The sequence below is a fragment of the Arthrobacter oryzae genome (genome assembly GCF_031454875.1).
Taxonomy (GTDB): Bacteria; Actinomycetota; Actinomycetes; order Actinomycetales; family Micrococcaceae; genus Arthrobacter; species Arthrobacter oryzae_D.
On record NZ_JAVDRQ010000004.1, the window covers coordinates 251,969 to 273,667 of the forward strand.

Consider the following 21,699-nt stretch of genomic DNA (forward strand, 5'->3'; position numbering starts at 1 on the left):
TGGCGAAACCTACTGACAGAATGGAATGAAGCACACCGGTGAGCCCAGTCACAGGCCCGCAGAACTTTCCGGCAACAGGGCCCGGGCAACACCAGTCACTTTTCCGTCCAGTCACATTCCCTTGGAGTAATCATGGCAAGCAGCGCAAGCAACGCCACCACCACAGCGGGTCCGCAGACGCCACGCGTTATCGACGAGCGGGTTACCAAGAAGGTTGCCCTGGCAGCCCTCGTGGGCACGGCGCTGGAGTGGTACGACTTCTTCCTGTTCACTACCGCCGCGGCGCTGGTCTTCAACGCCCAGTACTTCGTGTCAGCTGATCCGTTCGTCGCCGCCATGAGCTCCTTCGCCACCCTGGCTGTGGGCTTCGTGGCCCGCCCCATCGGCGGGTTCATCTTCGGGGCCCTCGGCGACAAGGTGGGACGCAAGAAGATCCTCATGGTCACCATTGTGGGAATCGGCGTCGTGACCGGCCTGATCGGGCTCCTGCCGAACTACATGACCATCGGGGTTGCGGCCCCCATCATCCTGGTGGCACTGCGGATCCTGCAGGGCCTGGCAGTGGGCGGCGAGTGGAGCGGCGCGGTGATCATCGCCGTCGAAAACGCCCCGGTGGCCAAGCGTGCACGCTACGCGGCGCTGCCGCAGATCGGTTCCCCGATTGGCACCATCCTGTCCTCCGGCGGCTTCTTCGGGATGCTGTACCTGGTGGGCCAGACCAACTTCGACGCCTGGGGCTGGCGCATCCCGTTCGTGGCGGCCATCCCGCTGCTGGCGATCTCCATGTGGATCCGCAGCAAGCTCAGCGAATCGCCCGAGTTCGAGGCCCTGATGGAGTCCGGCGAGACCGAACACGCACCCATCCGCGGCGTCCTGACCAAGAGCTGGCGCCAGATCCTGGTGGGCGGATGCTCTGCATTGCTGGGCATCGGTGGCTTCTACCTCATCACCAGCTTTGTGGTTTTTTACGGCACCAAAGTGCTCAAGATGCCGTACGAAACCCTCCTGCTCGGCTCGCTCCTCGCCGCCGTGTTCGAGATCTTCGTCCTCATCTGGGCCGGACGGATGGGCGAGAAGTACGGCGCCAGCAAGGTGATCCTCTGGGGCGGCGTGGCCTCCGCGCTCGTGGCCGTCCCGGTCTTCCTGGCCATCGACACCGCCAACCCTGCGCTGGTCATCATCGCCATGATCGTCGGCGTGTGCACCCTGTCCGTTCCGTACGCAGTGTCCGGAACGGCACTCACCGCCCTGTTCGCCACCAAGGTCCGGTACACCGGCGTGGCCATCACCTCCAACGGAGCCGGCGTCATCTCGGGCTTCGTGCCCCTGATCGCCACGGCACTGGTGGCGGCGAACGGCAACTCGTTCTGGCCCGGCGCCATCATCCTGCTGGTGGTGTCCGTCATGACGGCCCTGTCCGGTATTTTCCTGCCCGCACTCAGCATCGAAGAAGAGGGAATGAAGCATTGAGCACCGCAACCACCGCCGGGCACCTCATTGTTGCCCAGCTTGAACGGGCCGGCATCACGCGGGTCTACGGAGTCCCGGGCGAAAGTTTCCTGGAGGTGCTGGACGGCCTCCACGGCTCCTCCATTGAAATCGTGGTGACCCGGCACGAAGGCGGCGCCGGCTTTATGGCCCTCGCCGAAGGCCGCCTCACCGAACTCCCCGGCGTGGCCATGGTGACCCGCGGCCCCGGTGCGGCCAACGCCTTCATCGCTATCCACACCGCACACCAGGACGCCACCCCCATGATCCTTTTCGTGGGGCTCATCCCGGTGGCGGACCGCGGCCGCGAATCCTTCCAGGAATTCGACATCAACGCCTGGTTCGGCAGCACTGCCAAGAAAGTGGTGACGCTCGACGACGCTGCGTCCGCCGCGCGCGTGGTGGACGACGCGATCTTCACGGCCCTCAGCGGCCGGCCCGGTCCCGTGGTCATCGGACTTCCTGAGGACGTTCTGGTCCACGCCATCGACTCAGGCACAGTGGAGCCCCGGTCCGTTGCACGGACCGAACCGGCAGCCCCGGACATGGCCGCCCTGGAGCAGCGCCTGGCAGCAGCACGCAAGCCGCTGATTGTGGTGGGCGGCGAAGGCTGGAACCAGGAAAGCTCCGAGGCGCTGGCCGGCTGGGCCTCCCGCCACGGAGTGCCCGTCCTGGCCGACTTCCGCGCCTACGACGCCGTTCCCCACAACAGCGACGCCTACGCCGGCTACCTCGGCTACGCCCGCAGCGACGACAACGCCCGCCGCCTCGACGAGGCCGACCTCCTGGTCTTCGTGGGCTGCGTCCGCGCCGATGTCCTCTCGGACGGCTACAGACGGGGCCTGGATGCCGTCACAGTTGTGGTCAACCTGGATGTGGACCTGCTGGGCCACTTCGGCCGCTTGGATCAGCACATCCCCGCTCACGTCACGTCCTTCGCAACGGCGCTCGCCGCCACGGCTTCCGCGGTGCAGCCCGCCGCCGGCTGGCTGGCCGAGGCACGCGCCGACTACGAAAAATTCTCGTCCGCGCAGCCGGACGGAGGCACGGGGGTGGACCTCGCCGTCGTGATGGAAATCCTCAAGCAGGAAATGGACGACGACGCCGTCATCACCTACGGGGCCGGGAACCATACGCTGTGGCCGGCCCGCTACCTGAAGCACAACTCGGCAAACTCCCTGGCTGCGCCGCGCAACGGCGCGATGGGCATGGGGATCCCGGCGGCCGTGGCTGCCTCGCTGGCCTATCCGGGCCGGCAGGTCATCTCCGTGGCCGGCGACGGCTGCTTCCTGATGAACGGCCAGGAACTGGCAACGGCCATGGGGCACGGGGGCAGGTTCATCGTCCTGGTAGTGGACAACGGCATTTTCGCCACCATCCGCGAACACCAGGAAGGCCACTACCCGGGCCGCCCGTCCGGCACACACATGACCAACCCCGACTTCGCCGCCCTGGCCCGTTCCTACGGCGGCTACGGGGAACGCGTGGACAAGGCCGAGGACTTCGCGGCTGCCTTCCGCCGCGCCGCCGACTCCGGGCTCCCCGCCGTCCTGCACCTGCCGCAGGACCCCGCCACCCGTTCACCCAAGACCGCCAGCAACTGACCGGAGTATTCCATGATCACGCTGAACAACATCATCAACGGCCAGGCTGTCGACGCGCCGGCCAGCCTGCCGTTCTTCGACCCCGCCACCGGCCAGCAGCTCGGCACCGCCCCGGACAGCGATGCCGCCGCGGTTGACCGCGCCTTCCAGGCCGCCCACACTGCCTTCAAAAGCTACAAGCGGACCACCCCGGCCGAGCGCCAGGCAATGATGCTCAAGCTCGCCGACCTCATTGAGGCGAACGTGGACCGGCTGCTCGAGGCGGAAGTGGCCTGCACCGGAAAGCCGAAGGCTGTTACGCGTGAGATCGAGATCCTGCGGGGAGCGGACCAGCTGCGTTTCTTCGCCGGCGCCTGCCGGGTGGTTTCCGGCACGGCCCAGACCGAATACGTCACGGGGTTCTCCTCGACCGTCCGCCGGGAGCCGCTCGGGGTGGTCGCCCAGATCACCCCGTGGAACTACCCGTTCATGATGGCCATCTGGAAGATCGGTCCGGCACTGGCCGCCGGGAACACCCTGGTCCTCAAGCCGGCCGACACCACCCCCTGGTCCACCGTGATCCTGGGCGAGCTGGCCCAGCAGGCCTATCCTGCCGGCGTCGTCAACATCATCTGCGGCGGGCGCGGCACCGGCGCCGCGATGGTGGACCACGAGATTCCCGAAATGGTCTCCATCACCGGGTCCACCCGGGCCGGCGCCCAGGTCATGTCCGCGGCCTCGACCACTCTCAAGGACGTCCACCTGGAACTTGGCGGCAAGGCGCCGGCCATCGTTTTTGCCGACGTCGATATAGAACTGACCGCCAAGGAGATCGCGCTGGGCGCCTTCTTCAACGCCGGGCAGGACTGCACCGCCGTGACCCGGGTCCTGGTGGACGAATCCATCCACACAGAATTCGGCGCGGCGCTCGCCGCTGCCGCCTCAGCCCTCACCGTGGGCGGCGACGCGGCCGACCTCGGGCCGCTGAACAGCGCCGCCCAGCTGGACCGGGTGGAAGGCTTTATGTCCAGGCTCCCGGCGAACGCCAAGGTCCTCGCCGGCGGCAAGCGGACGGGCGCGGGCTTCCACTTCGAACCCACCGTGATCGACGGCGTTTTCCAGAGCGACGAGGTGGTGTGCGACGAGATCTTCGGTCCCGTAGTCACAGTGCAGCCCTTCCGCTCCGAGGAAGAAGCCCTGGAGCTGGCCAACGGCACCAAGTACGCCCTCGCCTCCAGCGTCTGGTCCAACAACCACGGCGTGGTCACGAGGGTTTCCAACGAACTGGACTTCGGCGCCGTCTGGATCAACTGCCACCAGGTGATCCCGGCCGAGGCCCCGCACGGCGGGTTCAAGCACTCCGGAACAGGCAAGGACCTGTCCGTTTTCGGGCTCGAGGACTACACCCGCATCAAGTCCGTCACCACCTCCCACCGCTAGCCAGCCCCTTCCAAACACCAGGGACCTCATGAAACTCGATCTTCTGCTGCGCAACGCGGACATCATCACCATGGATGACCGCCGCCCCCACGCCACGTTGCTGGGAATCTGGCAGGGCCGCATCGTCGGCCTCGATGACGAGCTGGACGGACTGGACGCTGCCGAGGTCCTGGACCTTGACGGTGCCACGGTGACGCCCGGGTTCATCGACGCCCACTGCCACACCACGTGGTTCGGGCTGGGCCTGGGCGAAGTGGACGTCTCCGGCGCCCGCGGCCTCGACCAGCTGTATGCGCTGCTGGAGGCGGACATGGCCGTCGGCAGCACATCCGCCGGCACTGTGCAGGGCCGGGAAGCCGGCTGGCTCATGGCCACCGGCTTCAGCCAGACCCAGCACGGCGGCGAGTTCCCGGACGTTTCGGTGCTGGACCGGATTACCGGTGACCGGCCGCTGTTCATCCGGCACAACAGCGGCCACCTGGCCGTGGTCAACACCGCCGCACTGCGGCTGGCAGGCGCCGAGTCGGCGTCGTTCCCCGATCCCGACGGCGGCGTGATTGTCCGCGACGCCGGCGGCCGGCCCACCGGGCTGCTTCAGGAGACGGCGCAGCAGCTGATCCAGGACCTGATCCTGCCGTACTCCCTCGATGCGATCGAAGCCGCGCTGGACCGGGCAACCCGGCACTACGCGTCGGAAGGCATCACCAGTTTCACGGAGGCCGGGATCGGCGGCGGCTGGATCGGCCACAGTCCCGTTGAACTGGCCGCATACCAGCGAGCCGCAGCCAACGGCCGCCTGCACGCCCGGGCCCAGCTAATGCCCGTCCTGGATGCGCTCCACCCCCTGGACGGACATGGTGATCCGGACGCGGTTGGCCTGGATTTGGGCATAGCCGGCGGCTTCGGGAATGACTACCTGTCCCTCGGCCCGGCCAAGGTGTTTCTGGACGGCTCGCTGCTCGGCGAAACTGCGGCCGTGAGCGAGGAGTACTGCAGCCATGGCCACACGGACAACACGGGCAACACGGGGTATTTCCAGGCCGATCCTGAGGCGCTGCGGAACCGGATCGAGGCCGCCTACGCGGCCGGCTGGTCCATCGCCGCGCACGCCATCGGCGACCGCGCCGTTGACCTGGCCATCGACATCATCACTGACTGCGCGGACAGATACGGGCCGCGAACCCTGCCGAACCGGATCGAGCACGCCTCCATCACCAGGCCTGACCAGGTGCAGCGGCTGGCGGACGCCGGTATCGCCGTCACCCCGCAGGCCAGCTTCTTTGCCGACGGCGGGGACGGCATGACCGCCTCACTGGGACCGGAGCGTCTGGGCTGGGCCTACCGCGCCGCGACGTTTATTGCTGCCGGAGTGACCCTCGCCGGCAGCTCCGACCGGCCCGTGGCGGACGGCAACGTCCTCCGCGGCATGCAGGCTTTCGTGGACCGGCGTACCTCTTCCGGCGCTGTATTCGGCAACCCGGACGAGCGGCTGAGCCCCCGCCAGGCGCTGGCTGCCTATACCGCACGGGCGGCAGCTGCCACCGGCACTGCGCATGCCAAAGGAACACTGACGCAGGGCAAGCTGGCGGACTTCACCGTCCTGTCCGGCTCGCCCCTGGCGGCACCGGACATTGCTGCCCTCCGAGTCCTCGCCACCGCCGTTGGCGGCGTGTTCACGTACAGGGACGCCTCCTTCAGGAGCCCAGTCCGCGTCGGGCAGGCAGTCGGGCAGGCAGCCGGCAGCCCGGCCTCCGGCACACCATTCATCAGCTCAGCCACCAACCGTTCATAGGGGAGCACCGTGACCACAACAACCACCCTCAGCGCCCGCGACGCCGCCTTCGTCCGCGACTTCCACACGATGAGCGAATTCGGAGCCACCCCAAACGGCGGCGTCGAGCGGCAGGCCGCCTCCATCCCGGACGGCCAGCAGCGCCGGTGGCTCACCGGGCAGCTGGAGGCCAAGGGCTTCACCGTGAAATTCGACCGCGCCGGCAACCAGTGGGGACTCTTCGAAGCAGTGCCGGGCGCAGCCTACGTGGTGGTGGGCTCACATATGGACTCGCAGCCCACCGCCGGCCGGTACGACGGCGCCTACGGTGTGCTGGCCGCAGCCCACGCGGCCTTCCGCCTGGTGGAGCGGTGGAACGCCGCGGGTCCGGACGGCCAGCCCCGGTTCAACATCGCCGTGGTGAACTGGTTCAATGAGGAAGGCTCGCGCTTCAAGCCCTCCATGATGGGTTCCTCGGTGTACACGGGGAAGCTGGACCTGGACGCGGCGCTTGCAACGACAGATGCCGCCGGCGTCACCGTTCGCGATGCGCTGGACGCCATCGGCTGCCGGGGGGACTACGAAGGACCCGACGCCGCCTACTGCGCCGAAATCCACATCGAGCAGGGCCGGAGCATGGAGCGGGAAGGCGTCACGATAGGCCTGGTCCATTCCAACTGGGCGGCCAATAAGTACGAATTCGTGGTCAACGGCGAGCAGGCCCACACCGGCTCCACTGTGATCGCCGACCGCAAGGACGCCCTGCTGGGTGCCTCCATGATGGTGGTGGCCGCCCGTGAGCTGGCCGACCGGTTCCCGGGCGTGCTGCACACCTCGGTGGGGCAGCTGACCGTCTACCCCAACTCGCCGGTGGTGGTGCCCTCCCGCGTGAACCTGCTGCTGGACCTGCGCAGCGCCGACGAAGCCGTCCTGGCTGAAGCCGACGCCCTGCTGCACCAGCGGATCACCGAGATCGAGCGGCTCGCCAACGTCACTGTGGAACGCAATCATTCGCACTCCTGGCCGGTCACGCCCTACCAGCCCGAAGGCGTGGAACTGGCCGCGAAGGTGGCAGCCGACCTTGGCCTGGCAAACAAACCGGTGATGACCCTGGCCGGACACGACTCCACCAACATGAAGGACATCGTGCCCACCGTCATGCTGTTCGTTCCCAGCGTGGACGGCATTTCGCACAACGAACACGAATACACCACCGACGAGGACATCGTGGCCGGCCTCACCATGCTCACCGAGGTGGTCGGCCGGCTCTGCGACGGCGCCCTGGCGGAGTGAGCCCGCGGGGGGCCGACTTGGCGCCGCGCCGCCAGGCCCCTCAGTGCCGGGCTGAAACCCAGAGGGCCGGGGCGTCCGCGCCCGCTGCGTCGGGGTTGGCCACGTGCAGGGTCCGCCCGAACGCCTCTTCCGTCATGCTGACCTGGTGGCCCGCGGCGGCCAGCCGGTCCCGCAGGGCGGACAGGTCGCCCGTGTACTCAAAGCCCAAACCGGACCGGGCATTCCCGTCTCCGGGGCGCACCATCAGCACACCGCCGTTCTTCGCAGTGAAATCCGCGGTTTCGTCGTCATCCGGGACCGGCCGGAGCCGGGCGCCCATGTTGCGCAGGGTCTGCGCGGCGGCGGCAGCATCCGGGGTGAACCAGACTTCGACGACGGCGAGCGCCGGGTCGCCGTCCGCGCTCTGGTCGTTTTGGGCAGCCTTGTCCGCGAAAAAACTGAAACCGTCCCCGCCCGTGATCCGGCAGGTGTCGCCGTGGTCCGCCGTGGTCAGCTCGGCCGGCGAGGTCCCGTCTTCCGCCCCTGCCTCGTTGGTGCGCCGGGCGAACTCGGCGAGGTCGCCCACTTCGACGCCGAACGCCGTCGTCCCGTCCTCGGCGGCGCCGGACTCGGCGGCGTGCAGCGCAAGCCGGCCGGACCCGGCGTCGTACTCCTTCCAGGGTCCGTCATCGACGGTCCGGATCATTCCCAGATCGGTGAGGAGCCGCTCCCACTGGTCCAGGCGCGAAGTGAAATGGATGGGGCGGACACGCAGCATTGGATCTCCCGGGGTGACGTCTGACGAAGAATTGTTGGTGACATGGCCATGATGCCACGCCTTGAATAAGGAGTCCCGTGGAGCAGAATGGTGCCATGGCCATTGAACTCGAGGAACTTCTGGTGCAGGATGCCGCCGAATGGCGGACCTGGCTGGAACAGCACCATGCCAGCAGCCCTGGAGTGTGGCTGGTGCTGCACAAGAAGGGCGGCAACACCACTGAACTGGACTACGAAGCGGCAGTGCAGGAGGCGCTGTGCTTCGGCTGGATCGATGGCCAGGCGAGGAAGCGCAACGACGAGAGTTCCTTCCAGCGGATGACCCGCCGGGGACCGAAAAGTGCCTGGTCGGTGAAGAACGTGGGACGCGTAGGGGAGCTCGAAGCGGCGGGGCGGATGACCGCCGCCGGGCGCGCCGCCGTCGATGCCGCCAAAGCCGACGGCCGCTGGGAAGCCGCGTACCACGGACCGGCATCCGCGGAAGTTCCGGCCGATCTGGCCGCCGCCATTGCTGCCGAGCCGCGCGCCCAGGCCATGTTCGACGTGCTGACCTCCACGAACCGCTTCGCGCTGATCTACCGCACGAATTCGGTCAAACAGGCCGCGACGCGGGAGCGGAAGATCAAAGGATTTGTGGAGATGCTGGCACGCGGCGAAGCCCCGTACCCGCAGAAAAAGCGCCCCGCGGACTAGAGCCGCGGACCCGAGGGCCTAGGCCTGCCCGTTCCCGTCCACCGGGAACGCCACGGCCTCGCCCACCACGCGCAGGCACAGCTCCATGCCCGGCCGCGCGATGGACGCATTCCAGTGCCGGATGGTGATCACTTCGCCGCCGCCGGGGAACCGGTGGTCCGGGACTGCGCCGGCTGTCAGCTCGGGCGGAACGGCGAGTTTGAGGCGCACGGTGGTTTCGGGGCCGAAATAGTCCGTGTCCACCACCACGCCGCGGATGGGGCCGTCCTCGGCGATCCGGATCTGCTCGGGCCGCAGCATGAGCTGCACACGGCCCTGCGCCGGAGGCCTGCGCACCGGAATCCCGCCCAGCGAACACGTGGCCAGCGAGCCCTCCATCCAGGCATCAAGGATGACGGCGTCGCCCAGGAATTCCGCCGTGGCGCGGTCTGCCGGGCGGGTGTAGACCACAAAGGGGTTGCCGATCTGGGCCAGCCTGCCGCCGCGCATCACGGCCACCTGGTCCGCGAAGGAGAGCGCCTCGGCCTGGTCGTGCGTGACCAGGATGGTGGTCACTCCGGCCTCGCTGAGGACCCTGGCCACTGCGCGGCGGGTTGCCACGCGCAGGCCGGCATCAAGGGCGGAGAACGGCTCGTCGAGCAGCATCAGTTCCGGCTCGCGGGCCAGGGCGCGGGCCAAGGCCACACGCTGCTGCTGCCCGCCGGAGAGCTGGTGCGGCCGGCGCTTGGCCATGGACGGATCCAGCGACACCATCTCCAGGAGCTCGCCGACGCGAGCCGCTACCTCGCGCCGCCCGCCGGCGAGGCGGCTGGCGCTGAGGCCGAAGGAGACGTTCTGGCCGACGGTGAGGTGCGGGAACAGGGCGCCGTCCTGGGCTACGTAGCCAACGTGGCGTTGGTGCGCAGGCACCCAGGAGCCGTCGCCGGCCACCGTGGCCCCGCTAAGTGAAATGCTGCCGGCACCGGGATGCTCGAAACCGGCGATCAGGCGCAGCAGGGTGGTTTTGCCCGAACCGGAGGGTCCCACGATCGCGGTGGTCCCGCCCTTCGCCACGGACAGCGTGACGCCCCTGAGGACTTCCTGCGTACCGAAGTTCTTGGTGACGGCCTCAATCTCGAGATGGCTGTTGGTGCTGGGCACAACGGACGGGGCGATCCGCGGTACCGGAAGCCTTGACGGGGCATCGCTGGAGGTCTGGGAATCGGTCACTGTCCGGCCACTTTCTTGGACTGCTGGAAGAGAAGGTAGGTCATGGGGGCGGAGATCAGGATCATCAGCAGTGCATACGGGGCCGCCCCGGCGTAGTCGATTTCGCTGCTTTTGCTCCAGAACTCAGTGGCCAGCGTGCGCGTGCCGTTGGGGGAGAGCAGCAGGGTGGCCGTCAGTTCGTTAACGATGGCCAGGAACACGAGTGCCGCTCCGCCGGCTGCCGCCGGTGCGGTGAGCCGCAGTGTTACCCGGACGAAGGACACGAGTGGCGGTTTGCCCAGTGCCTGCGCAGCTTCATCGAGTTCCTTGGGCGCCTGGGCCAGCCCGGCGCGGATGTTCACCAGGGCGCGGGGCAGGAACAGCAGCACGTAGGCCGCGATAAGCAGTGCGGTTGTCTGATAGAACTCCGGCGCCACCCGGATGCTGACGGTGACGAAGGCCAGCCCCACCACGATGCCCGGCATGGAGCTGGTGACGTAGTTGGACAGTTCCAGCGCCTTGCTGAACCAGCTGGGGTGCCGTACGGCCAGGTAGGCCATGGGAAACGCCACCACAGTGGTGGCCAGGGCGCCCGCCAGGCCGTAGCCCAGGGTCTGCAGCAGCGCAGGCAGGAACTCGTCTGTGGCCCAGATGTCGGCTCCACCCGCGAATATCCAGCGGAGCACAAACGTCAGCGGAAGTCCGAAGGCCAAGGCGGTGAGACCGGCGAGGAAGAGCTGGGCCGGGACCTGGTACGCATGCAGGGGCAGCCGCAGCGCCCTGCCTTGGGCGCCCGATCCAACCCGGGCATACCGGGCCGTGCCGCGGCTGCGCACCTCCGCCACAAGCAGGATCAGGCAGAAGAATACGAGCACGCTGGCCAGCATGTTCCCGGCCGCGCCATTGAACGTGGACTGGTACTGCACCATGATCGCGGTGGTGAACGTGTCGAAGCGGATCATGGCAAAAGCGCCGTATTCGGCCAGCAGGTGCAGGGCGACCAGGAGTGCACCGCCGGTCATGGCGATGCGCAGCTGCGGGAGCACCACCCGGAAGAAGGTGCGCCACGCGCCCAGCCCCAGGGAGGCGGCGGACTGCTCGATTGCCGGGTCCAGGCGGCCAAGCGTGGCCGCGGCCGGGATGTACACCAGCGGGAAATAGGACAGCGTGGCGATCAGGACGCCGGACCAGAGCCCGCCCATGGACGGTACGGCGGAGACCCAGGCGTAGCTGTTCACGAACGCCGGGATGGCCAGCGGGGCGGCCAGCAGGACGGCCCACCACTTGTGCCCGCGGAGCGTGGTCCGTTCCACCAGCCAGGCCCCGCCCACGCCGAGGACCACGCAGAGCGGGACGCTGAACGCCATCAGCAGCAGCGTGTTGAGGAGGAGCTCCCCGACACGCTCGCGGAAGATGAGCCCGACCGCGGTTTCCCACCCCGTGACGGCCGTCATCACCATGACGTATCCCAGCGGGATCAGGGAGAACAGGGCGATGAGGACGGCAATGACTGACACCGCGGAAACGCCGAAAGGCGGGCGGGGGTGCTTGCCCCTGCCCGCCGTCGTCGTGCTTCCGGAAGATTCCGGTGCCGCTAGGTCAATTGGCACAGTTTCCATTCAGCACAGTGTGTCCATTTGGCACCGGGTTAGAGGAGTCCCGCCTTGGTCATCAGTTCGGTGACCTTCTCGGAATTGAGCTTGGCGGGGTCAACCGTGGGCGCCTGCAGTTCCGTCAGCGGAACCAGCTTCTCGTTGGCCGGAACGTCGGACGCAATGGCGTACTCGAAGGAAGTGCCCTTCTGCAGGACTTCCTGGCCCTTCTTGCCGGTGACGAACTTCAGGAAGGCCTGGGCAGCCCCGGCGTTCTTGGAGGAGTTCAGCACGCCGCCGCCGGAGACGGACACGAACGCGCCCGGGTCCTGGTTCTTGAAGTAGTACGGCGTGACGTTCTTGGAGTTCTCGCCGGTCTTGGCCTGATCGCCGTAGTAGTAATAGTGGTAGATCAGGGCGGCGTCCACTTCGCCGGCGTTGACGGCCTTCATGGCCGTGCTGTTGCCCTTGTAGGCGGTGAAGTTCTCCTTCATGCCCTTGAGCCATTCCTCGGCGGCCGCTTCGCCCTTGAGCTCAAGCAGTGCGGAGACGATCGCCTGGAAGTCGGCGCCTGACGGTGAGGCGGCCCACTTGCCCTTCCACTCCGGCTTGGCCAGGTCCAGCATGGACTTCGGCAGCTGGTCTTCGCTCAGCTTGGCCTTGTCGTAAACCAGGACGGTGGAGCGGGCGGCAATGCCGGTCCACTTGCCGGTGGAGGGGCGGAACTCGGCGGGCACCTGATCGATGGTGGCCTTGTCCACGTCCGCGAACAGTCCGGCGTTCTCTACCTGCGCCATTGCGGGTGAGTTTTCCGTGAGGAACACGTCGGCGGGGGAGGCTGCGCCTTCCTGGATGATCTGGTTGGACATCTCGGTATCCGAACCCTGACGCAGGGTTACCTTGACGCCGGTCTCTGCGGTGAAAGCGTCAATCCATTCCTTGGTGAGGCTCTCGTGCTGAGCGTTGTAAACCGTGATCTCGCCGGACGGTTTGGCGTCGGCGGTGGCCGAAGCGGAGCCGGTTGCAGCGGGGGTGGTGTTTCCGGAGCCACAGGCGGCCAGGCCGAGGGCTGCGGTAGCGGCGAGTGCGATACCGGCCAGCGCGTTGATGCGGATCTTCATTAGGGGCCTCTTTCTGAGGTGAAACCTTGTGGACCGGGGTCCGCGGCGAGGGGGATTCGGGGGAAGCTCGCTTGCCAAAACTGTAGGTTAGGCATACCTAAGAAGCCAAGATGATTTGGAATTAAGTGACGAGTATCACATGAATTACGTAACTTTTACGTTCCCTAATTCGTGCGGAGCCCTTTGGTAGCGGAACCTTTGACCGCGGCGGCGGCCTCCAGCACCATCCAGGCCTGCAGCTGGGTGGAAAGTTCGATGGCGGCACCCGTCGGATACGCCTGGCCCGCCGGCGTTTCGGGGAACACCGAAAACACCCACTGCGCGCCGTGGCGGGCCAGTGCTTCGGCCGGATCCACGGCGCGGCGGCCCTCCCAGAGCGCCTGCGCCGTTTCGATGACCAGGGCTGCCGCCGTTGCCCGCGTCCTCTCGGGCAGCCGCCTGTCCGCTGCGGCCAGCGCGAGGTACCGGGCCAGGATTCCGGTGAACAGGCCGCCGTCGCCCGTTCCGTCGCAGCGGAGCACCGCGGCGGTCCGGCCCGGTGCCACGGCGGCGGGGCGCGTGAGGTGGCGGGCCACGGCGTCCACCAGCCCGGCGGCCCGGTCAAGGTTCGCCTGGCCGCCGAGCTCCAGGAGTGCGCCAAGGACCGGGCCCTGGTTGTAGGTATAGATGGCGGCTTCCAGCACCACCTCGCCGTTGCTGCCGATCCGCAGCCCGTCCTGGTACATGCCGTGCGCGGGGTCGAACAGCTTGGCATGGAGCCAGTCCACCAGCGACTGGGCCTTGGCCGTGTTCCCGGTCCGGGCATAGTAGAGCGCCACCGGTGCCGTAGCCGGCGTGTTCTTGAAGTCCCGCTTCGTGCTCCAGAAGGTGCCGCCGCCCAGATCATCCGTGGAGGCCGAGTCGAACTGCAGAGTCAGGCTTTTCCGGATCCGGGCATGGCGGCGGCCCGCAGTGTGGCGCGTGGCCTCGGCAAGCTTTTCCAGGCGGAGCGTGGACAGGGCGAGCCAGGCCATGTCGTCGTAGTAGTTGTTGACGACGGTGAGGAAATTGCGCAGCCGGATGCCCGTGACCAGCCGCGACGCCAGATGCCCGGCGCTGGGGCGGCTGCCGCCGTCGAACCTGGCTCCCCGGGTGAGCTCGCGGCGGCCGGCGTCCACCAGGCAGTCCACGTAATGGGCCTGCCACCAGTAGTGCCACGGGCGGACCAGGTTCTTCAGCCGGCCGGACGGCCGTTCGATGGCCGCGATGTGCGTTCCCGGCAGGAAGAACAGCCGCTGCCCGAACATCCGGGTCACGGACAGGGCGGCCTCGTCGGCGCGGGCGGACCAGTCTGCGGATGCGGCGGCCTCTGGTGAGCTCATGATGCCAGCCTAGCCGGGTGCCCTGCCGGGGATCGCGGGCGCCGTCCGAACGTGCGGTTTGGTCCCATTCCAGTTAACATTCATTAACTAGCGTTACGCCGGGGTCGGTTCCACATCAAGGAGGATGGATGGACATCAAGGGTACTGTCGCGTTGATTACGGGCGGAGCCTCCGGGCTGGGCGCCGCGACGGCCGGGCGCCTGTTCGACGCCGGTGCCTCGGTGGTTCTGGTGGACCTGCCGTCGTCCCGGGGTGAGGCGTATGCAGCCGAGCTGAACGCGCGGACCGGCGCGTCCGCAGGGTCTGCCGCGTCTGCAGGGCACGCAGGGTCCGGCTCGCCTGCCGCGTCCGGCGGCAGCGGGAACCGGGCAGTATTCGTCCCCGCGGACGTAACCAGCGAGGACCAGGTGCAGGCCGCCGTCGACGCCGCCGTTGCCCTTGGGCCGCTGCGCATCGTGGTGAACTGCGCCGGTATCGCCACCCCGGGAAAGGTCCTGGGCCGCGAGGGCGTGCTGCCGCTGGACACCTTCAACCGCGTCATCCAGATCAACCTCGTGGGCACGTTCAACGTGATCCGCCTCGCCGCTGCTGCAATGGCCGCCACGGAGCCCGCCGTGACCGAACTGGGGGGTCCGGAGCGCGGCGTCATTATCAACACCGCCTCCGTCGCGGCGTTCGACGGCCAGATCGGCCAGCCTGCCTACGCCGCGTCCAAAGGGGCCGTGGCGGCCATGACCCTGCCGATCGCCCGCGAACTGGCCCGCTCCCTGATCCGTGTGGTTACCATCGCTCCGGGAATCTTCGAAACGCCCATGATGGCCGGGCTGCCGCAGGAAGCCCAGGATTCGCTGGGACGCCAGGTCCCGCATCCTTCCCGGCTTGGCCGGCCGGCGGAGTACGCCAGCCTCGCCGCCCATATTGTGGAGAACGCCATGCTCAATGGGGAGACCATCCGTCTCGATGGCGCCATCCGGATGGGCCCGAAGTGATGCCCGCCCCGGGTCAGCAGGCCCCGGCTCCGAGTTCAGTGGATTCATTGCCCACGGCCGATTTCTTCGGGTTCGAGTCGCTGCTCAGCGAACGGGAACAGCGGAAGCTGGAGGAGCTGCGGGAATTCCTGGCTGCCGAAATCGCTCCGTTCGCCACCGAGTGGTGGAACAACGCCGAGTTTCCCGCCCACATCCTGCCGAGGCTCGCGGCCCTTGAACTCAGCGCCCCCGCCCAGCGCGGATACAGCCACTTGTTCGCGGGCCTGGTGATCGCCGAGATGACACGCGTGGACACATCAATTGCCACGTTTTTCCTGGTGCATCATGACCTGTTTGTGGAGTCGCTGTACGGGTTCGGCTCCGAGGAGCAGAAGGCCCGGCTGCTCGACGACGCCGCAAGCCTCCGCACCACGGGCGCCTTCGCCCTGACTGAACCCGAACACGGCTCGGATGTGGCCGGCGGGATGGAGACACGGGCCCGCCGGGTTTCGGGAGGAGCGGAAACTCCCGACGACGGCGGCGACTACTGGGTCCTCAACGGCGCCAAACGCTGGATCGGCAACGGGACGTTCTGCGACTACATGCTCGTCTGGGCCCGGGATGAAGCCGATGGCGCCATCAGGGGGTTCATCGTGGACGCGAACCTGCCCGGTGTCAGCCGGAGCCGGATCGAACACAAGATTGCCCTGCGCACAGTGCAGAACGCGGACATCGTTTTCCGGGATGTGCGCGTGGCCGAGGCCGACCGCTTCGCCGGCATCGGGAGCTTCGAGGACACCAACGAACTGCTCCGCGGGTCCCGGATCATGGTGGCCTGGCAGGCGGTGGGCCAGCAGCTGGCGGCGTTCGACGTTGCCCGGCAGCACGCCGTCGAGCGCCAGCAGTTCGGACGCCCGCTGGCCAAATTCCAGCTCATCCAGCAGCAGCTGGTCACCATGCTCGGCAACGCTGTGGCGAGCATGGGCATGATGGTGCGGATCGCCCAGCTGCAGCAGGAAGGGGCGGCCGGCATGGCGCAGGTGGCGCTGGCGAAGTCGTACACGAGTGCCCGGATGCGCGAGACGGTGGCCATGGGACGGTCCATGCTGGGCGGCAACGGGATCGTCACGGATTACCGGATGGCGAAGATCTTCGCCGACGCCGAGGCCATCTACACCTACGAAGGCTCGTTCGAGATCAACACCCTGATCGTCGGCCGTGCCGTCACCGGGGTATCCGCGATCGTCTAGCGCGGTCGCCTAAGTGATCAGCGCGAACGGACACTTGAGGCCCTGAGGGGCTTAAGTGTCCGTTCGCGCTCGAGGTGGTCGCGCTCAGTCGGCGATCATCGGGTCCTTCTCGCCGGCCTCGATCCGGTAGTCCAGGCTGTTGTTCTTCACTGGCATCGGGCAGGTCCCGTAGGGCGTGAAGGCGCTCGGGTAGTTGATGGCGCGGTTGAAGTCCAGGATTACTGACCCGTCATGCCGCGGCCGGGCCGTGGACACTTTGCGCCATTCATCCGTTGAGTCACCATTGGTCTCGTCGTGGAACGTCACCGTCAGCGCACCGAGTTTCTCCTCCTCGGCCTGCAGGTGGAACTCATGCTCCTTGCCCGGCAGCCGGAACACGAGCTCGCCGACGGAGCGGTGCACGCCGTCCACCAGCGGGTTCGCGGTGCCGATGGGAACGTCCACCGGCTCCGGGTAGGGCCGGAAACTGGCCTCTACCACCAGGTCGGGCCGGTACTCAAAGGTGGGCACGCCGTCGAACTCCGTGAACACCGGCGACTGCGAATCCCGGGTGCGGATGGCGTACTTGTCGGCCCGCATGGCCAGTTCCACCACCACTCGCTTGCCGTCCTCGCCGCCGAACCGCACCCACATCAGCGACTCCTCGTTCGCCAGCGCGGCCGAGATGGTGCCGTCCACGGCTTCGCCGGTGTCCACCAGCGTCAGCCCGTCCGCCACCCCGGCGGTGAGGAACGCCGTCGTGCCGTCCGTTGACCAGAGCCCCGGAACGAGGTCGACGGCGGAGGGCTGGCTTTCCAGCCACTGAAACGACGTCAGCGTCAGCCAGCCGTGATCGCCGGCCAGTGCCTTGTTGCGGTTGGCGCGGAAGCGGTTCCAGCGGTCCAGCTGGGCATCAGGGGCAGTGTTCATGGGTCCTCCAGGGCAATGGCTTACGGCCCACGGTACAACCGCGCCGGGTCCCGCAGCATTCCGCCCGGTTCCGGATGGGCTCCGCGCACTCCGGGGTCCATTGCCGCCCTTTAGCCCAACTGGTAGCGTCAAAGCACGTTCCAGGCGAACGCGCGAGACAGGTTTGTCTACCACGGACTACGGATGTGACCGCCATGAAAATTGCTGTCCTTGGCACCGGATTTGCCGGCCGAACGGTTGCGGCGGCCCTGGCAAAACTGGGGCATGAAGTGGTGATCGGGACCCGGGACCCCCAGGCCACACTTGCCCGGCAGGAGCCTGACGCCATGGGAACTCCGCCGTTCGCCCGGTGGCGCACCCAGCACGTCGACGTCGCACTCGCAGCCTACGCCGAAGCCGCCGCGGCAGCCGAACTGGTGGTCAACGCGACCAACGGCGTAGGTTCCCTCGATGCGCTCGCGGCGGCCGGCACGCGAAACCTGTCAGGCAAGATCCTGATGGACATCGCCAATCCGCTCGACCCGTCGCAGGGCTTCCCTCCGTCCCTGAACCCGGTCAATACGGACAGCCTCGGCGAGGAGATCCAGCGGGCTTTTCCGGAGGCCAAGGTGGTCAAGACGCTCAACACCATGAATGCGGGGCTGATGGTCAATCCCGGCCGTCTGGCCGGGGGAGAGCATTCCGTGTTCGTCTCGGGCAATGACCCCGACGCCAAAAACGCCGTGACGTCCCTGCTGCGGAGCCTCGGCCATCAGGACATCATTGACCTCGGCGACATCACCACGGCCCGGGGACCGGAAATGATGCTGCCGGTCTGGATCCGGCTATGGAGCGCACTGGGCACGCCGGACTTCAATTTCAAGATCGTCCGTTGAGCGGGGCGGGACGGACATGGACGCAGTCCTCACCGTGATGGCCTGCATTGCTGTCATTGCCGGGTTCACCCTGGCGGGGATGTCCGTGCTGAAGCGCGGCGTCAACACGCGCGGCGCCACGGGAACCCTCGGGAGTGCGCTGAGCATGATCGACCCCGCCACCGGCGCCCCCACCCGCGAGGAGGCGGCCGCTGCCCGGGAAGAGCTGAAGCAGCGGCGGCACGAGTCCACCCAGTCCGGCAAAGGTCCCGACCATAACGAGGCGTACACCGGAAAGATCACCATCCGGAAGGCCCGCCGAACAGCCGCAGGGCCCGGAATTCCGCCCGCGGCGCCTACCGAAACAGGGGCCGCGGCGGACGTCAAGGGCACGGACACTATCTGAGACGGATTCCCCCGCCGCAATAGGGGCGGGTAATATCCCATAGGAACAAGTAACCCGGCTCACAGTATCCAGCGCAGTGTACGAGCCAAGTCCGAACCCTCGAAAGATAGTTTCCATGGCTGACACTGCAGTAAATCCAGGCACCCATCTCGCAGGCGGAGACCTCGCCAGCACCGACCTTGCGTCCGAACTCCGGGCTGATGTCCGGCGTGTTTCCACCCTGCTGGGCGAATCGCTGGTCCGCCAGCACGGCCCCGAGCTCCTGGACCTCGTGGAGCAGGTCCGCCTGCTGACCAAGGAATCCAAGGAAGCCGCCCGCGGCGGCGCGCATGCCACGGGCCCCTGGAGCTCGCACGACGTCGTTGCCCAGGTCCGCGAACTGCTCGGCTCCCTGCCCATTGATCAGGCCACCGACCTGGTCCGTGCCTTCGCGTTCTACTTCCACCTGGCCAACGCCGCCGAGCAGGTCCACCGGGTCCGCGGGCTCCGCACCCGGCAGGAAAAGGACGGCTGGCTGGCCAAGGCAGTTGAGGAGATTTCCGGCCAGGCCGGACCCGCCGTGCTGCAGCAGGTGGTCAACGAGCTGGACGTCCGCCCCATTTTCACGGCCCACCCCACGGAGGCCTCGCGCCGCTCGGTGCTGGACAAGATCCGCCGGCTGTCTGATGTGCTGGCGGTTTCCACCGAGGAAGGTACCTCGGCGCGCCGTCGCCAGGACCGCCAGCTCGCCGAGGTTATCGACCAGATGTGGCAGACCGACGAGCTCCGCCAGGTCCGCCCCACCCCGGTGGACGAGGCCCGCAACGCCATCTACTACCTCAACAGCATCCTCACCGATGCCATGCCCGAAATGCTGTCCGACCTGTCCGAGCTGCTGGGCGAACACGGCGTCACCCTGCCGTCGCAGAAGGCCCCCATCCGCTTCGGTTCCTGGATCGGCGGTGACCGCGACGGCAACCCGAACGTCACCGCAGGCGTCACCCGCGAGATCCTGATGATCCAGAACCAGCACGCCGTCCGCATCAGCATCGCGATGATCGACGAACTGATCTCCATCCTGTCCAACTCCACGGCGCTGGCCGGGGCGGACCAGGAACTGCTGGACTCGATCGACGCGGACCTCAAGAACCTGCCGGGCCTGGACCGCCGGGTGCTGGAACTCAACGCCCAGGAGCCCTACCGGCTCAAGCTCACCTGCATCAAGGCCAAGCTCCTCAACACGGCCAAGCGCGTGGGAGCGGGTTCGTCCCACGAGCCGGGCCGCGACTACACGTCCACGGCCGGGCTCCTCGCCGAGCTAGGCCTGCTGGAGACATCCCTCCGTAATCACCATGCCGGGCTTGCAGCCGACGGCGCCCTGGCCCGCGTGCGCCGTGCCATCGCCTCCTTCGGCCTGCACCTCGCCACCCTGGACATCCGCGAACACGCCGACCACCACCACGACGCCGTCGGCCAGCTCATGGACCGCCTCGGCGGCCCGGGCGTGCAGTATTCCGAACTCAGCCGCGCTGAGCGCCTTGAAGTGCTGGGCGCTGAGCTGGGCTCCCGCCGACCGCTGTCCGGCCACCCGATCAAGCTCGACGGCGTCGCTGACGGCACGTACGACGTCTTCCGTGAGATCCGCCGCGCCCTGAAGACCTATGGCCCGGACGTCATCGAGACCTACATCATCTCGATGACCCGCGGTGCAGACGACGTCCTGGCCGCCGCGGTGCTGGCCCGCGAGGCTGGCCTCATCAGCCTCTTCGGCGAAGCGCCGTATGCCAAGATCGGCTTCGCGCCGCTACTGGAAACGGTGGAGGAGCTGCGGGCATCCGCCGAGATCGTGGACCAACTGCTGTCCGATCCGTCCTACCGGGAGCTGGTCCGGCTGCGCGGTGACGTCCAGGAAATCATGCTCGGCTACTCGGACTCCAACAAGGAGTCCGGCGTGATGACCAGCCAGTGGGAAATCCACAAGACTCAGCGGAAGCTGCGGGACATCGCGGCCAAGCACGGGGTCCGCGTACGCCTCTTCCACGGCCGCGGCGGATCCGTGGGCCGCGGCGGCGGACCCACCTACGATGCCATCATGGCCCAGCCCAACGGCGTCCTCGAAGGTGAAATCAAGTTCACCGAACAGGGCGAAGTCATCTCGGACAAGTATTCGCTGCCGGAGCTGGCACGCGAAAACCTCGAGCTTTCGCTGGCGGCCGTGATGCAGGGTTCGGCCCTGCACCGCACCCCGCGCACATCCGAGGACGAGCGCGAGCGCTACGGCCACGTCATGGAGACCATCTCCGACGCCGCCTTCGCCCGCTATCGCTCGCTGATCGATGATCCGGACCTGCCGGCCTACTTCCTGGCGTCCACACCGGTAGAACAGCTTGGATCCCTCAACATCGGCTCGCGTCCATCCAAGCGCCCGGACTCCGGCGCAGGGCTCGGCGGCCTGCGCGCCATCCCCTGGGTCTTCGGCTGGACCCAGTCGCGGCAGATCGTGCCGGGCTGGTTCGGCGTTGGCTCGGGCCTGAAGGCTGCGCGGGAAGCCGGCAACACGGCTCAGCTCGTGGAAATGATGGACCGCTGGCACTTCTTCCGCTCCGTGGTGTCCAACGTGGAAATGACGCTGGCCAAGACGGATATGGACATTGCCGGCTATTACGTCTCCACCCTTGTTCCCGAGGAGCTGCACCACCTGTTCCGGGCCATTCGGGACGAATACGACCTCACCGTCGCTGAGATCCAGAACCTCACCGGCGAGCACGTGCTCCTCGATGCGCAGCCCACGCTGAAGCGGTCCCTGGAGATCCGTGACCAGTACCTGGACCCCATCAGCTACCTGCAGGTGGAACTCATGCGCCGCATCCGCGCCGAGGGCGAAGGCGTTTCCAACTCGGAGATCAGCGAGCGCCTCCAGCGGGCCATGCTCATCACGGTCAACGGCGTAGCCGCCGGCCTCCGCAACACCGGATAGCCCGCACGCCTGGATACCCCGCTAGCCGGATGGCGGCCCCGGGCCCCCTCCGACCACCGACGCTCTCTCA

The 21,699-nt window shown here is 67.4% G+C and carries 17 protein-coding genes; 11 read left to right on the forward strand and 6 right to left on the reverse strand.

Going from position 1 to position 21,699, the window contains the following annotated elements; all coding sequences use genetic code 11:
• Nucleotides 1-132 precede the first annotated feature (132 nt).
• Genes J2805_RS09350 through J2805_RS09370 form a run of 5 tightly spaced genes read left to right on the forward strand, consistent with a single transcriptional unit; the run spans nt 133 to nt 7,575 of the window.
• Nucleotides 133-1,470 (forward strand): MFS transporter, encoded by a 1,338-nt coding sequence (locus J2805_RS09350; RefSeq protein WP_309975443.1) that lies wholly within the window; start codon nt 133-135, stop codon nt 1,468-1,470.
• The gene (locus tag J2805_RS09355) at nt 1,467-3,092 is read left to right on the forward strand and encodes a thiamine pyrophosphate-dependent enzyme (RefSeq protein ID WP_309975445.1); all 1,626 of its coding nucleotides are present in this window, start codon (nt 1,467-1,469) and stop codon (nt 3,090-3,092) included. The genes J2805_RS09350 and J2805_RS09355 overlap by 4 nt, the downstream gene beginning before the upstream one ends.
• Nucleotides 3,093-3,104: 12 nt before the next feature.
• Entirely contained in the window at nt 3,105-4,511 is a 1,407-nt protein-coding gene (locus J2805_RS09360) for a gamma-aminobutyraldehyde dehydrogenase (RefSeq protein WP_309975447.1), read from the forward strand.
• 28 nt (nt 4,512-4,539) lie between these two features.
• Nucleotides 4,540-6,303, forward strand: a complete 1,764-nt coding sequence (locus J2805_RS09365; RefSeq protein ID WP_309975449.1) for an amidohydrolase — start codon at nt 4,540-4,542, stop codon at nt 6,301-6,303.
• Between the two features lie 9 nt (nt 6,304-6,312).
• Nucleotides 6,313-7,575, forward strand: coding sequence for a M20 family metallo-hydrolase (locus J2805_RS09370; RefSeq protein WP_309975451.1), 1,263 nt, complete (start codon nt 6,313-6,315; stop codon nt 7,573-7,575).
• Between the two features lie 40 nt (nt 7,576-7,615).
• Here the strand turns inward: J2805_RS09370 and J2805_RS09375 are convergent, their stop codons facing one another.
• The gene (locus J2805_RS09375) at nt 7,616-8,332 is read right to left on the reverse strand and encodes a VOC family protein (protein ID WP_309975453.1); all 717 of its coding nucleotides are present in this window, start codon (nt 8,330-8,332) and stop codon (nt 7,616-7,618) included.
• A 95-nt stretch (nt 8,333-8,427) separates the two neighbouring features.
• Between J2805_RS09375 and J2805_RS09380 the strand changes: the two genes are divergently transcribed.
• A complete protein-coding gene (locus J2805_RS09380) occupies nt 8,428-9,024 on the forward strand; it encodes a YdeI/OmpD-associated family protein (RefSeq protein WP_309975707.1) in 597 nt (198 codons plus the stop codon).
• A gap of 18 nt (nt 9,025-9,042) precedes the next feature.
• Here the strand turns inward: J2805_RS09380 and J2805_RS09385 are convergent, their stop codons facing one another.
• The 4 genes from J2805_RS09385 to J2805_RS09400 all read right to left on the reverse strand — a co-directional run bounded on the left by J2805_RS09385 (nt 9,043) and on the right by J2805_RS09400 (nt 14,286).
• Complete coding sequence (locus J2805_RS09385) at nt 9,043-10,179, reverse strand: ABC transporter ATP-binding protein (RefSeq protein WP_396134287.1); 1,137 nt, start codon at nt 10,177-10,179, stop codon at nt 9,043-9,045.
• A 50-nt stretch (nt 10,180-10,229) separates the two neighbouring features.
• Nucleotides 10,230-11,831, reverse strand: a complete 1,602-nt coding sequence (locus tag J2805_RS09390; protein WP_396134278.1) for an ABC transporter permease — start codon at nt 11,829-11,831, stop codon at nt 10,230-10,232.
• 29 nt (nt 11,832-11,860) lie between these two features.
• Nucleotides 11,861-12,925, reverse strand: coding sequence for an iron ABC transporter substrate-binding protein (locus tag J2805_RS09395; RefSeq protein WP_309975457.1), 1,065 nt, complete (start codon nt 12,923-12,925; stop codon nt 11,861-11,863).
• A 164-nt stretch (nt 12,926-13,089) separates the two neighbouring features.
• Complete coding sequence (locus J2805_RS09400; RefSeq protein WP_309975459.1) at nt 13,090-14,286, reverse strand: glycoside hydrolase family 76 protein; 1,197 nt, start codon at nt 14,284-14,286, stop codon at nt 13,090-13,092.
• A gap of 128 nt (nt 14,287-14,414) precedes the next feature.
• Here J2805_RS09400 and J2805_RS09405 point away from each other — a divergent pair, with 128 nt between their 5' ends.
• Both J2805_RS09405 and J2805_RS09410 read left to right on the forward strand, forming a co-directional pair.
• A complete protein-coding gene (locus tag J2805_RS09405; protein ID WP_309975461.1) occupies nt 14,415-15,275 on the forward strand; it encodes an SDR family NAD(P)-dependent oxidoreductase in 861 nt (286 codons plus the stop codon).
• Nucleotides 15,275-16,504 (forward strand): acyl-CoA dehydrogenase family protein, encoded by a 1,230-nt coding sequence (locus J2805_RS09410; protein ID WP_309975463.1) that lies wholly within the window; start codon nt 15,275-15,277, stop codon nt 16,502-16,504. Before J2805_RS09405 ends, J2805_RS09410 begins: the two co-directional genes overlap by 1 nt.
• Before the next feature lie 84 nt (nt 16,505-16,588).
• Here J2805_RS09410 and J2805_RS09415 read toward each other — a convergent pair whose 3' ends face one another.
• Nucleotides 16,589-17,413 carry a DUF1684 domain-containing protein gene (locus J2805_RS09415; protein WP_309975465.1) on the reverse strand — a complete coding sequence of 275 codons (825 nt, stop codon included), beginning with the start codon at nt 17,411-17,413 and terminating at the stop codon, nt 16,589-16,591.
• 194 nt (nt 17,414-17,607) lie between these two features.
• Here J2805_RS09415 and J2805_RS09420 point away from each other — a divergent pair, with 194 nt between their 5' ends.
• The 3 genes from J2805_RS09420 (at nt 17,608) to ppc (ending at nt 21,629) form a co-directional block, all read left to right on the forward strand.
• Nucleotides 17,608-18,288, forward strand: a complete 681-nt coding sequence (locus J2805_RS09420; protein ID WP_309975467.1) for an NADPH-dependent F420 reductase — start codon at nt 17,608-17,610, stop codon at nt 18,286-18,288.
• Nucleotides 18,289-18,304: 16 nt separating this feature from the next.
• Nucleotides 18,305-18,673, forward strand: coding sequence for a hypothetical protein (locus tag J2805_RS09425; RefSeq protein WP_309975468.1), 369 nt, complete (start codon nt 18,305-18,307; stop codon nt 18,671-18,673).
• A gap of 115 nt (nt 18,674-18,788) precedes the next feature.
• Complete coding sequence (gene ppc, locus J2805_RS09430) at nt 18,789-21,629, forward strand: phosphoenolpyruvate carboxylase (RefSeq protein WP_309975470.1); 2,841 nt, start codon at nt 18,789-18,791, stop codon at nt 21,627-21,629.
• Nucleotides 21,630-21,699: the final 70 nt, after the last annotated feature.

Bases quoted from the DNA above. Each gene is read 5' to 3' on its own strand.
- J2805_RS09350 (WP_309975443.1), top strand. From the start codon at position 133: ATGGCAAGCAGCGCAAGCAACGCCACCACCACAGCGGGTCCGCAGACG.
- J2805_RS09360 (WP_309975447.1), top strand. From the start codon at position 3,105: ATGATCACGCTGAACAACATCATCAACGGCCAGGCTGTCGACGCGCCG.
- J2805_RS09365 (WP_309975449.1), top strand. From the start codon at position 4,540: ATGAAACTCGATCTTCTGCTGCGCAACGCGGACATCATCACCATGGAT.
- J2805_RS09375 (WP_309975453.1), bottom strand. From the start codon at position 8,332: ATGCTGCGTGTCCGCCCCATCCATTTCACTTCGCGCCTGGACCAGTGG.
- J2805_RS09380 (WP_309975707.1), top strand. From the start codon at position 8,428: ATGGCCATTGAACTCGAGGAACTTCTGGTGCAGGATGCCGCCGAATGG.
- J2805_RS09390 (WP_396134278.1), bottom strand. From the start codon at position 11,831: ATGGAAACTGTGCCAATTGACCTAGCGGCACCGGAATCTTCCGGAAGC.
- J2805_RS09395 (WP_309975457.1), bottom strand. From the start codon at position 12,925: ATGAAGATCCGCATCAACGCGCTGGCCGGTATCGCACTCGCCGCTACC.
- J2805_RS09400 (WP_309975459.1), bottom strand. From the start codon at position 14,286: ATGAGCTCACCAGAGGCCGCCGCATCCGCAGACTGGTCCGCCCGCGCC.
- J2805_RS09405 (WP_309975461.1), top strand. From the start codon at position 14,415: ATGGACATCAAGGGTACTGTCGCGTTGATTACGGGCGGAGCCTCCGGG.
- J2805_RS09410 (WP_309975463.1), top strand. From the start codon at position 15,275: ATGCCCGCCCCGGGTCAGCAGGCCCCGGCTCCGAGTTCAGTGGATTCA.
- J2805_RS09415 (WP_309975465.1), bottom strand. From the start codon at position 17,413: ATGAACACTGCCCCTGATGCCCAGCTGGACCGCTGGAACCGCTTCCGC.
- J2805_RS09420 (WP_309975467.1), top strand. From the start codon at position 17,608: ATGAAAATTGCTGTCCTTGGCACCGGATTTGCCGGCCGAACGGTTGCG.
- J2805_RS09425 (WP_309975468.1), top strand. From the start codon at position 18,305: ATGGACGCAGTCCTCACCGTGATGGCCTGCATTGCTGTCATTGCCGGG.
- ppc (WP_309975470.1), top strand. From the start codon at position 18,789: ATGGCTGACACTGCAGTAAATCCAGGCACCCATCTCGCAGGCGGAGAC.